The organism is Sphingomonas sp. (assembly GCF_019635515.1).
Lineage (GTDB): Bacteria > Pseudomonadota > Alphaproteobacteria > Sphingomonadales > Sphingomonadaceae > Sphingomonas.
Map to the genome: position 1 here is coordinate 755712 of NZ_JAHBZI010000001.1, position 13326 is coordinate 769037.

14 protein-coding genes are annotated in these 13326 nt (G+C 66.3%); 6 read left to right on the forward strand and 8 right to left on the reverse strand.

The window, feature by feature from the left end:
• Positions 1 to 3 precede the first annotated feature (3 nt).
• From grpE to KF730_RS03735, 4 genes are all read left to right on the forward strand, one after another.
• Positions 4 to 579: a nucleotide exchange factor GrpE gene (grpE, locus tag KF730_RS03720; protein ID WP_294092347.1), complete on the forward strand. Its 576-nt coding sequence runs from the start codon at positions 4 to 6 to the stop codon at positions 577 to 579.
• A 135-nt stretch (positions 580 to 714) separates the two neighbouring features.
• Positions 715 to 3462, forward strand: a complete 2748-nt coding sequence (locus KF730_RS03725) for a [protein-PII] uridylyltransferase (protein WP_294092348.1) — start codon at positions 715 to 717, stop codon at positions 3460 to 3462.
• Between the two features lie 12 nt (positions 3463 to 3474).
• On the forward strand, positions 3475 to 3858 hold the full coding sequence (locus KF730_RS03730; RefSeq protein ID WP_294092349.1) for a VOC family protein: 384 nt from the start codon (positions 3475 to 3477) through the stop codon (positions 3856 to 3858).
• Positions 3855 to 4079 carry a hypothetical protein gene (locus KF730_RS03735; RefSeq protein ID WP_294092350.1) on the forward strand — a complete coding sequence of 75 codons (225 nt, stop codon included), beginning with the start codon at positions 3855 to 3857 and terminating at the stop codon, positions 4077 to 4079. The genes KF730_RS03730 and KF730_RS03735 overlap by 4 nt, the downstream gene beginning before the upstream one ends.
• Positions 4080 to 4520: 441 nt before the next feature.
• Here the strand turns inward: KF730_RS03735 and KF730_RS03740 are convergent, their stop codons facing one another.
• The 5 genes from KF730_RS03740 to thrS all read right to left on the reverse strand — a co-directional run bounded on the left by KF730_RS03740 (position 4521) and on the right by thrS (position 8908).
• Positions 4521 to 5381, reverse strand: coding sequence for a glycoside hydrolase family 16 protein (locus tag KF730_RS03740; protein WP_294092351.1), 861 nt, complete (start codon positions 5379 to 5381; stop codon positions 4521 to 4523).
• Positions 5382 to 5502: 121 nt separating this feature from the next.
• Complete coding sequence (gene infC / locus KF730_RS03745; RefSeq protein ID WP_294092352.1) at positions 5503 to 6036, reverse strand: translation initiation factor IF-3; 534 nt, start codon at positions 6034 to 6036, stop codon at positions 5503 to 5505.
• 116 nt (positions 6037 to 6152) lie between these two features.
• A complete protein-coding gene (locus KF730_RS03750) occupies positions 6153 to 6461 on the reverse strand; it encodes an RcnB family protein (RefSeq protein WP_294092354.1) in 309 nt (102 codons plus the stop codon).
• 132 nt (positions 6462 to 6593) lie between these two features.
• Positions 6594 to 6917 (reverse strand): YnfA family protein, encoded by a 324-nt coding sequence (locus KF730_RS03755; RefSeq protein ID WP_294092355.1) that lies wholly within the window; start codon positions 6915 to 6917, stop codon positions 6594 to 6596.
• On the reverse strand, positions 6917 to 8908 hold the full coding sequence (thrS, locus tag KF730_RS03760) for a threonine--tRNA ligase (RefSeq protein ID WP_294092356.1): 1992 nt from the start codon (positions 8906 to 8908) through the stop codon (positions 6917 to 6919). The genes KF730_RS03755 and thrS overlap by 1 nt, the downstream gene beginning before the upstream one ends.
• A 186-nt stretch (positions 8909 to 9094) precedes the next feature.
• On the opposite strand from thrS, the gene KF730_RS03765 reads away from it, so the two are divergent.
• Positions 9095 to 10810 (forward strand): hypothetical protein, encoded by a 1716-nt coding sequence (locus KF730_RS03765; RefSeq protein ID WP_294092358.1) that lies wholly within the window; start codon positions 9095 to 9097, stop codon positions 10808 to 10810.
• Here the strand turns inward: KF730_RS03765 and KF730_RS03770 are convergent.
• Entirely contained in the window at positions 10807 to 11262 is a 456-nt protein-coding gene (locus KF730_RS03770) for a vgr related protein (protein WP_294092359.1), read from the reverse strand. The two genes, KF730_RS03765 and KF730_RS03770, sit on opposite strands and share 4 nt — an antisense overlap.
• Before the next feature lie 73 nt (positions 11263 to 11335).
• Here KF730_RS03770 and KF730_RS03775 point away from each other — a divergent pair, with 73 nt between their 5' ends.
• The gene (locus tag KF730_RS03775) at positions 11336 to 12247 is read left to right on the forward strand and encodes a CPBP family intramembrane glutamic endopeptidase (RefSeq protein WP_294092360.1); all 912 of its coding nucleotides are present in this window, start codon (positions 11336 to 11338) and stop codon (positions 12245 to 12247) included.
• Here KF730_RS03775 and KF730_RS03780 read toward each other — a convergent pair.
• Both KF730_RS03780 and KF730_RS03785 read right to left on the reverse strand, forming a co-directional pair.
• Positions 12244 to 12762 (reverse strand): PH domain-containing protein, encoded by a 519-nt coding sequence (locus KF730_RS03780; protein WP_294092362.1) that lies wholly within the window; start codon positions 12760 to 12762, stop codon positions 12244 to 12246. The genes KF730_RS03775 and KF730_RS03780 overlap by 4 nt on opposite strands.
• Positions 12759 to 13208, reverse strand: a complete 450-nt coding sequence (locus KF730_RS03785) for a copper chaperone PCu(A)C (protein ID WP_294092363.1) — start codon at positions 13206 to 13208, stop codon at positions 12759 to 12761. Before KF730_RS03785 ends, KF730_RS03780 begins: the two co-directional genes overlap by 4 nt.
• Positions 13209 to 13326 lie beyond the last annotated feature (118 nt).

The window sequence follows — 13326 nt, forward strand, 5'->3', positions numbered from 1 at the left end:
GATATGGCGAAAGACAAGAAGATGGACACGACCGAGGCTAACGAAACGCGGGACGAGGCGCTCGACCTGCGCGAGGAAACCGCGGAAGCGGCGCCCGAAGTCGCCGAGCATGACCGCCTTGCCGAGCTGGAGGCCGAGCTGGCTGAGGCCAAGGCGGCGGTGATGTACGCCCAGGCGGAGACCCAGAATGTTCGCCGCCGCTTCGAGAAGGAAGCGCAGGACGCCAAGACCTATGCGGCGACCGCCTTCGCGCGCGATATCCTGTCGGTGGCCGACAATCTCGCGCGCGCGCTCGCCGCGATCCCGGCCGAGCTGCGCGAGGACGACAAGCTCAAGGGGCTGGTCACCGGGCTCGAAGCCACCGGCCGCGAACTGGATACGGTGTTCGCCCGCCACGGCATCTCGAAGATCGTCGCGATGGGCGAGGCGCTCGATCCCAATCGTCACCAGGCGATGATGGAAATGCCCACCGCCGATGCCGAGCCGGGCACGATCGTTCAGGAAATCCAGTCGGGCTACATGATCCGCGATCGCCTGTTGCGCCCCGCGCTGGTGGGTGTGGCGAAGAAGCCGGATTAGCCAACTGCGTCATCCCGCGAAAGCGGGGATGACGCAGGGTTACTCAGCGAAGCCCTGCTTGGCTCTGGGTTCCCGCTTTCTCGGGTATGACGGATATAGTGGCGCAACATCCGCCATCGGCCTATCCCCTTCCGCATGTCCCGCTTCGATTCCGTCCCCAATCGCCGCGCGCTGATCGACCGGCGCGGCGTCGCGGAGAAGCTGGCGGCGCTCGAGGCCAGGGACGGCACCTTGCTCCGCCAGGCAGCCACCGCCGAACTCCGCCAGGCGCTCGACGCCGGCCGCGCCGAGATCGCCCGCCGCATCGCCGAGCATCCCTCCAAGGGCCTCGAAGCCGCCGCCGCCGGCGCCTTCCTGATCGATCAGTTGCTCCGCCTGCTCTGGGATTTCACCACCGAGCGGCTCCACCGCAACTCCAATCCCAGCACCGCCGAGCGCATGACCCTGCTGGCGGTCGGCGGATATGGCCGCGGCGAGATGGCGCCGCATTCGGATATCGATATCGCCTTCCTTACCCCATGGAAGGTCACCGGCTGGAGCGAGCAGGTGATCGAATCGATGCTCTATTCGCTTTGGGACATGCAGCTGAAGGTCGGCCATTCGTCGCGCTCGCTCGACGAGATGGTGCGCCAGGCCAAGGGCGACGTCACCGTCCGCACCGCGCTCCTCGAAGCCCGCTATGTCTGGGGCGACACCGATCTCTATGACGAGGCGTCGCGCCGCTTCAGGGCGGAGGTCCAGCACGACACCGCCCGCGCCTTCATCTCCGACAAGCTCGCCGAGCGCGAGGCGCGTCACAAGCGCATGGGCGACAGCCGCTACGTCGTCGAGCCCAACGTCAAGGAAGGGAAGGGCGGCCTGCGCGACCTCCACACGCTCTTCTGGATCGGCAAATACGCCTATAACGTCCGCGAGCCCGCCGAACTGGTCGAGGCCGGCCTGCTCAGTGCCCATGAATTCCGCCAGTTCCGCCGCGCCGAGAACTTCCTCTGGGCGGTGCGCAATCAGCTCCACCTGATCACTGGCCGCGCCGAGGACCGGCTGACCTTCGACGTCCAGCGCGAGATCGCCGAACGGATGCGCTACGCGGACCGCCCGGGGAAATCGAAGGTCGAGCGCTTCATGCACTTCTACTTCCTCCAGGCGAAGATGGTCGGCGATTTGACCGGCGTCTTCCTCGCGCATCTCGATGAGAAGTTCGCGTCGCGCGGCAGCCGCTTCGGCTTCCCGACGCTGTTCCGATCCCCGCGCAAGCTCAAGGGCTTCACCCTCGAACGCGGCCGGCTGGCGATCCCGCGCGACAATTTCTTCGCCGAAGCACCGGCGCGTCTGATCCAGCTCTTCCAGCTCGCCGATCTCCACGGGCTGGAAATCCATCCGCTGGCGATGCGCGCCGCCGCCCGCGACGCCAAGCTGGTCGATGATGTCCGCGGCGATCCCCATGCCAACGCGCTGTTCATGGAGGTGCTGACGAGCCCGCGCGATCCCGAGACGGTGCTGCGCTGGATGAACGAGAGCGGTGTGTTTGGCCGCTTCGTTCCAGAATTCGGCCGCGTCGTCGCGCAGATGCAGTTCGACATGTATCACCATTACACCGTCGACGAGCATTCGATCCGCGCGATCGGGCTGCTCAGCCAGATCGAGAAGGGCGATCTCAAGGAGGATCATCCGCTCGCCACCGGCATCTTCGCGCAGGTCGTCAGCCGCCGCGTCCTCTATTGCGCGGTGCTGCTCCACGATATCGCCAAGGGCCGAGGCGGCGATCATTCGGTGCTCGGCGCCGAAATCGCCGAGCGGCTCTGCCCGCGCTTCGGCCTGAGCGCGGCCGAGACCGAGAATGTCGCCTGGCTGGTCCGCTGGCATCTGCTGATGTCGGCCACCGCCTTCAAGCGCGACCTCAGCGACTTCAAGACGATCCTCGATTTCGCCGAGCATGTGCAGAGCCCGGAGCGGCTGCGCATGCTCCTCATCCTCACCATCGTCGATATCCGCGCGGTTGGCCCCGGCGTGTGGAACGGCTGGAAGCGCCAGCTGCTCGGCGATCTGTTCGAAAGCGCCGAGGAGGTTCTGCGCCTCGGCCACAAGCAGAAGGGCCGCAGCGAGCGCGTCATGGCCAAGCAGGCCGCCCTGGCCGAGATGCTCGGCTGGGACGACAAGCGCATGGCCGCGTTCAAGAAGCGCGCCACCGAAAGCTACTGGATCGCCGAGCCGCTCGACGTGCTCGAGCGCAACGCCCGCCAGATCGACGCCGCCGGCGATGCCAGCCTGTCGGTCGAGGCGCAGGTCTATCCCGAGCGCGGGGCGACGCTCGTCACCGTCTACGCCGCCGATCATCCCGGCCTGTTCTATCGGATCGCCGGCGCCATCCATGTCGCCGGCGGCAACATCATCGATGCCCGCATTCACACCACCCGCGACGGCATGGCGCTCGACAATTTCCTCGTTCAGGATCCGCTTGGCCGTCCGTTCGACGAGGATCAGCGGCTCGAACGGATCAAGACCAGCATCGCCGACGCGCTCGCCAACCGCACCAAATTGTCCGATCGCCTCAGGACCAGGCCCTTGCCGCGGCTCCGCGCCGACGCGTTCCAGATCGAGCCCAATGTGCTGATCGACAACAAGGCCTCGAACCGCTTCACCGTGATCGAGGTCAACGCCCGCGACCGGCCGGCGCTGCTGTTCCACTTGGCGCAGGCGCTGTTCCAGTCGAAGGTGACGATCCATTCGGCGCACGTCGCCACGTACGGCGAACGTGCCGTCGACACCTTCTATCTGACCGACCTGATCGGCGATAAGATCGAGAGCGGCGCGCGGCTGAAGGCGATCGAGAAGCGCTTGCTCGATGCCGCCAGCGGCGAGGGCGTGGTCGCGCAGGCCGCATAAGGGAGAGAGGATATGGGCGTAGTCGGAATGGGCGGGCTGTTCTTCCGCGCGAAGGACCCCGATGCGCTCAACGCCTGGTATCGCGAGCATCTGAACGTCGGCGGCGGCTGCGACGGCGCCGGCGAAGGGGCGGTCAACCAATGGGTGTGGACGACCAGCGGCGGTCCTATGGTGTTCGCCCCGTTCAAGGCCGACAGCGATTATTTCGCCGCCGACAAGCAGTACATGATCAATTTGCGCGTCACTGATCTCGACAGCCTGCTAGAACAGCTCAACGCGGCGGGAATCGAGATCATCATCAAACCCGAATGGAACGACCCGAGCACCGGCCAGTTCGCCCGCATCCACGATCCCGAGGGCAATGCCATCGAGCTGTGGGAGCCGCCGGCCCAATGAGCTGGCCGCTGATCCTCGCCACCGGCGCGGTGATCTTCCTGCTCGGCGCCACCGTGGCGATCGGCATCCGTCCGCGCGACGAGGACATCGCGGCGGAACGAAAGCGCGTGCCCAGACAGGACGGCGGCGGCGGTTATGCCGATAGCGGCTATGGCGGCGACATCGGCGGATCCGATGCCTGCGCCGGCGACGTCGGCGGCGATTGCGGGGCAGGCGACTAGCAACTGATTGTCACCCCGAACTTGACCCTGGGACCCGCTTCTGTCGCCATGCAGATCGGCAGGGAATTATGACGAGTCTCCAGGGTTACAAAAGGGCGCACTTCCATACTTCGAAAGTAGTGCTAGGCTTGAGGTTCTATCGCGGGATCAACTATCATGATCGATATTGCAAGTAGCGTGTCGCAGTTTGTTATGTGGTCATGTATCTATCTTGCGAGCAGATATAGTTGGAGTCGTAAGGCCAGACTAATCGTCTGCGGGCCTATAGTGATGTTTATGGTGTGGGAATTATTGGCGCCGATTGAAGTCGTCATTCAATCCTCGATCGGCCGACCCCTTAATACAGTGCTGGGCCTCGCTACGCTCGCAGTGATATTGCTCTTCTTGGTTCACGCTGGACGCGGCGCGCAGCCTGGCAGCCTCAAGGACGGCGGGTAGAGCCTACCGCTTCTGCCAAACCCGCACATATTCCACTTCCATCCGCGCCGGAAACGCCGCCGGATCGATCCCCATCTGTCCACCCCAGCCGCCCACCGCAACGTTGAGGATCAGATATTCGGGCGTGCCGAACGGCCAGGTGGCGGGATCGCCTTTCCTGTCATTGTCGAAGCGCATATGCGCGCGGCCGTCGACGCCGATCAGGATGCGGTCCTCGTTCCAGTCCATCTGGTAATTGTGGAACGCCTCGCAGGCGTCGGGTACTGTCGTGTAGCTGCCCTTCTGGGTGTCGATCGTATGGTTGTAGGCACCGGTATGGACGGTGCCGTAGCTGCGGCCCTGGTTCCAGCCGACATGCTCCATGATGTCGATCTCGCCCATCGCCGGCCAGCCCTTGCTGCCGTCCGACGCCAGCATCCAGATCGCCGGCCACACCCCGCGCCCGCACGCGAGCTTGGCGCGGATTTCGAAGAAGCCGTATTTCCAGTCGGCCTTGCCCTTGGTGACGATCTTGCCCGAGGCGAATTGCTGCCCGCCATAATCGTCCCGCGCGGCGAGCCGCTCCTTGCGCGCCTCGATGATCAGCTTGCCGCCTTCGACGCGGACATTCTCGCGGCGCTTGGCGGCGTAATATTGCAGCTCGTTGTTGTACCAGCCTTCCTTGTTGCGGCTGGTGTCCCAGCCCCATTTCTTCGGGTCCGGAAGCCCGGGCGTGTCGAACTCGTCGGACCAGACCAGCTGGTGATCAGTGGGCAGCGTCAGCTCCTCGTCGGTCCCGGCGGTGATCGGTGGATTATGGACGGTCTGCGCCGCCGCAATGGGGGCAATTCCAAGCGCAACCGCCGCCATCCCGCAACGCCACATCACCGTATCCTCTCGCCGACATCGTTGTCAGTATCTTCGCGCGGAGCGGTTGGGCTTGCAAACGAAAAAGGGCGGAGCCGCGGCCCCGCCCTTCGAACCTTCCGCCAACATGGCCAGCCGCTTATTTCGGCGACAGCACCATCAGCATCTGCCGGCCTTCCATGCGCGGATAGCTCTCGACCTTGGCGTCCTCGACGGTGTCGTCCTGGACGCGCTTGAGCAGCGCCATGCCGAGCTGGCCGTGGCTCAGCTCGCGGCCGCGGAAGCGCAGGGTGATCTTGACTTTGTCGCCTTCGCCGATGAACTTGTGCACCGCCTTCATCTTCGTCTCATAATCATGATCGTCGATGTTGGGACGCATCTTGATCTCCTTGATCTCCTGCGTCTTCTGGCTCTTGCGGGCGAGGTTGGCCTTTTTCTGGGCCTCGTATTTGAACTTGCCGACGTCGAGGAACTTGGCGACGGGCGGGTCGGCATTGGGCGACACTTCGACAAGGTCGAGCCCGAGCGACTGCGCCTGTTCCATCGCTTCGCGCGTGAACATGACGCCGAGATTTTCGCCCTCATGGTCGATCACGCGAACCTTGGGCGACTGGATGAATTCGTTGAACCGCGGACCATTCATCGGCGGTGGCGCGAGCGGGCGCCGGGTCATGGGAGGACGTATAAGACTAGCTCCTAGGTGATTCCGGCGTGCGATATAGTCGCTGGGCGCGCAATTTGAAAGCGGGGAGCGAGCGGTCGCGCAAAACGGCCGCCCGCATGCGCCGGTCAGCGGATCGCGTTGGCGATCACCGAGGCGATGATTCCGCTGCCGATCGCGACCAGAACCGCATCATTGTCCGAGCGCACCCAGCGATAGCCGCGCGGCGGCGCGCGCAGGCCGCGATACTTGCGATAGTCGATCTGCTGGTAATAGCGCGCGTGGCGCCGGTCGAAGCGCTGGCCCTTGCGCCATTTGCGCCAGTCGTTGCGGTTGTGGCGCTGGTTGTACCGCTGGATTTCGAGCGGTGCGGGCGTCACTGTCGGAACCGCGGCCGTGGATGTGGCCAAGGCAAGTCCGAGAAGGATCATGTGCATTCTCCTGATTGCGAGCCGGGTGAAGGACTCAGGACACGCCAACGGGAGGCACGGACGATCGTTTCTATGTGTCCGGCAGAAATATTGTCGCAGATTGTATCAATTGTGTCTGCGCGGGCATCCTAGCGCGGATCAACGCCTTCCGGCGAGGATCACGATACAACCGAGAGTGGCCAGCAAGGATCCGGCGAGGTCCCACCGCGTCGGCGCGATCCGCTCGACCAGGATCAGCCAGCCGAGCGACGCGAGAATGTAGATGCCGCCATACGCCGCATAGGCGCGGCCCGCCGCATCTGCGCTGCTCAACGTCAGCAGCCAGGCGAACAGCGCCAGCGAGGCGCCGCCCGGGACGAGCAGCCACCACGGCTTGTCGAGCCGGAACACCGCCCAGAAGGCGAAGCAGCCGGCGATCTCCGCCAGCGCGGCGCAGGCATAGATCGCCAGCGTCGCCGGCATCAGCGCAGATCGGGCGGCGTCGCTTCGTCGCGCAGCTTCGTGGTCGCTGCGTCGAGGCTCAGCATTTCCTGGCCCTGCGAACCGAGCGTGCGCACCGCGACGGTGCCCTCATCGGCTTCGCGCTTGCCGACGACGAGCAGGTACGGGACCTTCGCGAGCGAATGCTCGCGCACCTTGTAGTTGATCTTCTCATTGCGCAGATCGGTTTCGACGCGGATGCCCGCCGCCTCCAGTTTCGCCGCGACTTCCCGGGCATAGTCGTCGGCGTCCGAGACGATCGTCGCCACCACCGCCTGCACCGGCGCCAGCCAGAGCGGGAAACGGCCGGCGAAATGCTCGATCAGGATGCCGATGAAGCGCTCATAGCTGCCGAAGATGGCGCGGTGGAGCATCACCGGGCGATGGCGCTCGCCATCCTCGCCGACATAGCTCGCGTCGAGCCGCTCGGGCAGCACCCGGTCCGACTGGATGGTGCCGACCTGCCAGGTCCGCCCGATCGCGTCGGTCAGGTGCCATTCCAGCTTGGGGGCGTAGAAGGCGCCTTCACCGGGCAGTTCCTCCCAGCCATATTCCGTGGTCGCCAGCTCGGCGCGAACCACGGCATCGCGCAATTCGGTCTCCGCCTTGTCCCACATTTCCTCGGTGCCGAAGCGCTTCTCGGGACGCAGCGCCAGCTTGATCGAATAGGTGAAGCCGAAATCCTTGTAGATGCGGTCGGCAAGGCGGCAGAATGCCTGGACCTCGTCGACGATCTGATCCTCGCGGCAAAAGATATGCGCGTCGTCCTGGGTGAACTGGCGGACGCGCATCAGCCCGTGCAGCGCGCCGTGCGGCTCGTTGCGGTGGCAGCAGCCATTTTCATAGAGGCGCAGCGGCAGATCGCGGTACGATTTGATTCCCTGGCGGAAGATCAGGACGTGCGCCGGGCAGTTCATCGGCTTCAGCGCCATCCACTCGGCGGCGTCGGAAACGATCGCGCCTTCATCCTCGGTATTGGGCACCTCGTCGGGGATGACGAACATGTTCTCGCGATACTTGCCCCAATGGCCGCTCTGCTCCCATTGCTTCGCGTCCATCACCTGCGGCGTCTTGACCTCGAGATAGCCCGCGGCATCGATCGCGCGGCGCATATAGGCCTCCAGCGCGCGCCAGATGACGAAGCCCTGCGGATGCCAGAACACGCTGCCATGCGCCTCGCTCTGGAGGTGGAACAGGTCCATCTCCTGGCCGATCTTGCGGTGATCGCGCTTGGCGGCTTCCTCCAGCCGGGTCAGATGCTCATCGAGCTGCTTCTTGTTGAGCCAGCCGGTTCCGTAGATGCGGCTGAGCATCGCGTTGTTCTGGTCGCCGCGCCAATAGGCGCCCGAGACGCGGGTCAGCTTGAAGGCGTTGGGATCGAGCTTGCCGGTCGAGGCGAGATGCGGCCCGCGGCACATGTCGAGCCAGGCGTCCTCGCCCTTGCCGGCTCGATACACCGTCAGTTCCTCGCCCTCGGGCAGCTCGGCGGCCCATTCGGCCTTGAAGCTTTCGCCGTCACGTTGCCAGCGCGCGATCAGGTCGGCGCGGCTCCACACTTCGCGGATCAGCGGCTGATCGGTGGCGATGATCTTGCGCATCTCGGCTTCGATCGCCGGCAGATCCTCGTCGGTGAACGGACGATCCTTCGGCGCGAAGTCGTAGTAGAAGCCGTCATCGGTCGAGGGGCCAAAGGTGATCTGCGTGCCCGGAAACAGCTTCTGCACCGCTTCGGCCAGGATGTGCGCGAAGTCGTGCCGCGCCAGCTCCAGCGCATCTGCTTCGTTCTTGGCCGTCACCAGTGCCAGTTGGCTGTCGCCCTCGAACGGGCGCATGATGTCGCGCAGCTCGCCATCGACGCGCGCGGCGATCGCCGCTTTGGCCAGCCCCGGACCGATCGCCGCGGCGATGTCCGCCGGGGTAGTCCCCGGGGCTACCTCGCGGACGGAACCGTCGGGCAGCGTAATGCGGAACATCTCGGACACGGGATTTGGGCTTTCTGTTGGATCAGGAGCGGGGCTTATGCCTTCGCGAGTGCAATATAGGCAAGGCGCCACGCGCAGTCATTCTCCGTTCAGCAGCGGAGAGAGATGCTCAGCGTAACAAATGGGAAACAGGGTGAGGCAAAGATGACGCGGGACAGGTTGATCCGACTGGCGGCGATGGTAGCGGTTCTGGGGCTGCCGGCGACTGTCGCGCCGCTGGCGCAAGCGGCGCAGCGCGCGCCTGTCGCCGGCAACGACTATCGCTGGATCGACCGCGCCGATGCGCTGTGGGAGGCGATCGGCGACGCGCCGCCCGATTTCACCTTCTCGTTTCAGGGGCTGGAGCCCTGGGCATGGCAGACCGCCGACGGGCATGTGATCGTGGTCGAGGATGCCGGGGAGCAGGGCGGCATCCGCAGCTATTATTTCGCGCCCGGCGCGCTGACGCCGTTTCTCGCCGTCGAGCCGGGCGCCAGCTTCGGCTTCACCGGCACCAAGGTGGCGATGGTCTATGGTCCGGATGGCGGAGCCCTCGCCAAGGCGAGATGGGGCAAACGGCCCGCGCGGGGCCTAAGCCTGTTCGCCCGCGCCAGGCTGATCAAGCGGGCGATGGACCGCGAGCGCTATGGCGTCGACCCCTATGCGTGGAGCGAGTTTAGCGAGCCGGCGCTGTCGTTCCTGCTGCAATGGGATATCGGCCGGACGCGCTATTCCGGCTGGCGCGCGCATCGCGGCAGCACGGAGGGCATGGATCGCCGCCGCCGGCTCGATCGCGAACGCGCGCAACGGCGCGGCGAGGCGAGCGACTTCGAGCGCTGGCGCCGCGGCAATTTCCGCGGGAGCCCGCCCGCCGGTTTCGATCCGCGCCGCCCCGGCGGCTATCGCACGCGGCCGGATGGCGCCGGCAACAATGGCGCCGGCATGCCGCCTCGCCCGTACCGCGAGCAGCGCTATCCGCGTCCGCAATATCGTGAGCGCGACGCGTTCGACCCGGCGCTGACGGAGCCGATGGTCCCGGCCTCGCCGCCGCGCTGGCAGCCGGGGCGCGACCGTTTCGATCCCCCCGCGCGCCCGGCGCTCGACAATCGCGAGCCCGCGCAGAGGCCCGGGCCGGCAACCGGCGGCTGGTCGACACGTCCGCAGCGTCCGGCTCCCGATGCGCAGGCGCCGTCCTGGCCAGCGGGAGAAGGGCGTCCGTCACGGCCCCAGCGTCCCGCGCCCGACGCGCAAGGACCGGTCCCGCCACAGCCCCAGCCGCCAGCGGGTGGGGAGCGCCCGTCACGCCCTCAGCGCCCCGCGCCCGACACACAAGCGCCCGTCACGCCGCAGCCCCAGCCGCCGGCGGAAGGCGAGCGCCCGTCGCGGCCGCAACGTCCCGCGCCGGAGGTCCAGCCACCCGCCGCCGCGCCGCAGCCGCCGGTCGAACCAACCCTTCCGTCCCCGCCGGCTGTGGACCGTCCCAACCGGCCCGATCGCGGCGAGGGACGTCCACCGCGCGTGCAGCCGGTCGCGCCGTCTCCCCAGCCGATCGACGTGCAGGTCGCGCCCGTCGAAGTTGCGCCACCTCCCGAGCCGGTTGTCGTGCAGCCGGAACCGCAGCCAGAGGCTCAGCCCCGACCTCGGCGGGAGGCTCCGGAAGCGCGGCCGCGCTCGCCCAAGGCCGAATGGATCGAGAGCCAGCGCGAGCGGCCGGTCGAGGCCGATTTGCCGCCGCCGGCCGAGAGTGTGACGGTGGCGCCGGAACCCGCGCCTCCACCGCCCGAACCGGCCCCACCGCCACCGCCAGCCCCGCCTCCTCCTCCGCCCCCACCGCCTCCGCCATCACCGCCTCCGCCATCACCGCCGCCTCCCGCGGAGCCGGCGCCGGAAGCATCGTCGGAGACGCCAGGCTAAGCGGGCTTGAAGGGCAGGATCGTCTCGTACTGGGCGAGCGGCGGCGCGCCTTCGATCAATATGCGGTGGCGCAGCAGGAAGGCGTGGCGGACCAGCTCGGCCTGCTGCTCGAGCCCGTATTTCTCGAACTTCTGCCCGGGCCGGATCGCATAATCGTAGCGGCAGAACGGGTGGCGCCTGAGCGGCAGGAAGATGCCCTTCTGGTGCTGCCAGATATGCGTCATCTCGTGGATGAAGAGCCCCTGCACGCCGATATGCGCGGTCGAGAAGTCCTCGCTATATTTGTCGCTCTTGGGGTGGAAGTGGATCGTACCCGTCGGGGCCATCACCGTTTTCACCGGCTGGAAGAACGCCCATTTCGAATTGGCGACCCGCGCCCGCGAATAATCGATCGCGTCACCGAATACCGAGGCGGCAAGCGCGATTTCGCCGGAGGTGAGCGGGCGTGACACGCCCGCATATATGACGCACTGGTCGCCCGGCGGCCAGTGTTGTATGCGACTGACACGGGCGGGAGGGAAATCAATGGAAGCTGTCGAACTCGGCAATGCGCGCGTGCTGCGTCCGGGCAAGTTGCTCTGGTTGAGAGCGATGGGCTGGATGGTGGCGCTGTTCGTGCTGATCGTCGCGTTCGCGGCGTTGTTCGCCAATGGCATGCTGCGCGTCGGCACCGCCGCCAGCGGCGCCACCTTCACTCGCCCTGAACTAGTGCCGGAGCCGATCAAGTTCACGGTCATCGCGCTCACCGCGGTGCTGGTATTGCTGCTCTACAGGGGAGCGGTGCGTTTCGCCGAAAATCGCCGGGTGCCCGAGCTCTCCCTGCGCGAAATGCCGGCGGAGCTGATCGGCGGTCTGCTCGTCGGCGCGCTGCTGATGGCCGGGTCGATCGGGCTGCTTTGGGCGACCGGCTGGGCGGTGGTGACGCCGAAGCCGATCGCCGCGATCCTCCCCGCGATCCGCAGCTCGATCCAGTCCGGGGTGATCGAGGAAGTGGTGTTCCGGCTGATCGTCTTCCGCCTGTGCTGGCGCGCGTTCGGGCCGTGGTGGGCGCTGGCGATCTCGGCCTTGCTGTTCGGCGCGCTCCATCTCGGCAATCCCAACGCGACGATCTTCGCCGCGATCTGCATCGCGCTCGAAGCCGGGATCCTGCTGGCGACCTTCTACATCCTCACCGGGCGCATCTGGGCGCCGATCGGCGTCCATGCCGGCTGGAACTTCACCCAGGGCTGGGTCTTCGGCGCGGCGGTCTCGGGCGGATCGGGCGGCTTCAATGGCGGCCCGCTATCGACCCAGCCCGCCGCCGGCGTGCCCGAAATGCTGTCGGGCGGCGGCTTCGGGCCGGAAGCGTCGCTGCCCGGGCTGCTGGTCTGCACCGCCGCCGGACTCAGCCTGTTGTGGCTGAGCTGGCGCAAGGGACGGATGACGGCGGCCGGCTAGATCGGCTCGCCAAACCCTTCATGCACCATGTCGATCTCGCGCACCCCGCGATTGCGGCGGGCGGCATCGACCAGTTCGCGCAGCTTTTCCCGGCGGGCGCGGGCATGATCGACATCGCGGATCACCAGAGGCGCCTCCCGCGTGGTCTCGTCGGACGAGGTGATGGTGATCGCGCCGATATCGGCCATCTGGTTGATGATCGTGAAATCGATGCGGACGTCCTTGACCCGGTAGAGCTCGATCTCGTCGATCGACTTCATGAGAATGCCCTTGTGGAGGATCAGCCGGTCGGCGGTGACCTCATAGGTAGTAGCGAGGTTGCTGATCCATTTTGCGGCGATGACGGCGAGTTCTACTACGATTATGATCGGGCCTACCCACCTGATGTTCGGCAGGCCCGAAATGAACGCCAATAGCGTGGTGCCCGCGGCGGCCAGTAAGCAGAACAAGGATAGCCATCCGATCAGCGTCCCGCGCAGCCAGCCCCAGGTCGAGGAACGGAAACGGTCGATCATTTCGCGGCCTCCCCGGGCGCGGCGTCTCCGGCGCCGACCACCATGGCCTGGATTTCCAGCGTCTTGCCGCCGGCGAAGGCGAGCCTGAGCGGGATGCGCTGCCCGGCGGTGACGCGCGGGCCCAGATCGAACAGCATCACATGCCTGCCGCCCGGCGCGAACGACAGGGTTCCGCGCGCCGGCACCGCCACGTCCTTGATCGGCGCCATCGCCATCATGCCGTGATCGCCCTTCATGCTCTCGTGCATCTCGGTGCGCAGCGCGGCGGGGGTCGAGACGGCAAGCAGCGTGTCGGCCTTGTCGCCGCCATGCACGGTGAAATAGGCCGCGCCCGGACGCCCGGCGGCGGCGGGCAGGCGCACCCAGCCATGATCGGCCTTGAGCTCGGCCGGCTGCTGGCACGCCGACAATATCGCCAGCGAAACGATCCCCAGAACTGGACGCATCCACTCAGTCTCCCAAATCGGGAAAAGCCCTAGAAACTCCGCCGACTTGCGGCAAGCGCAAGCGCACCTATATCGCATCCCGGACCGGCTGTTCGCGTCGCCTAAATTGGGGCGCGAG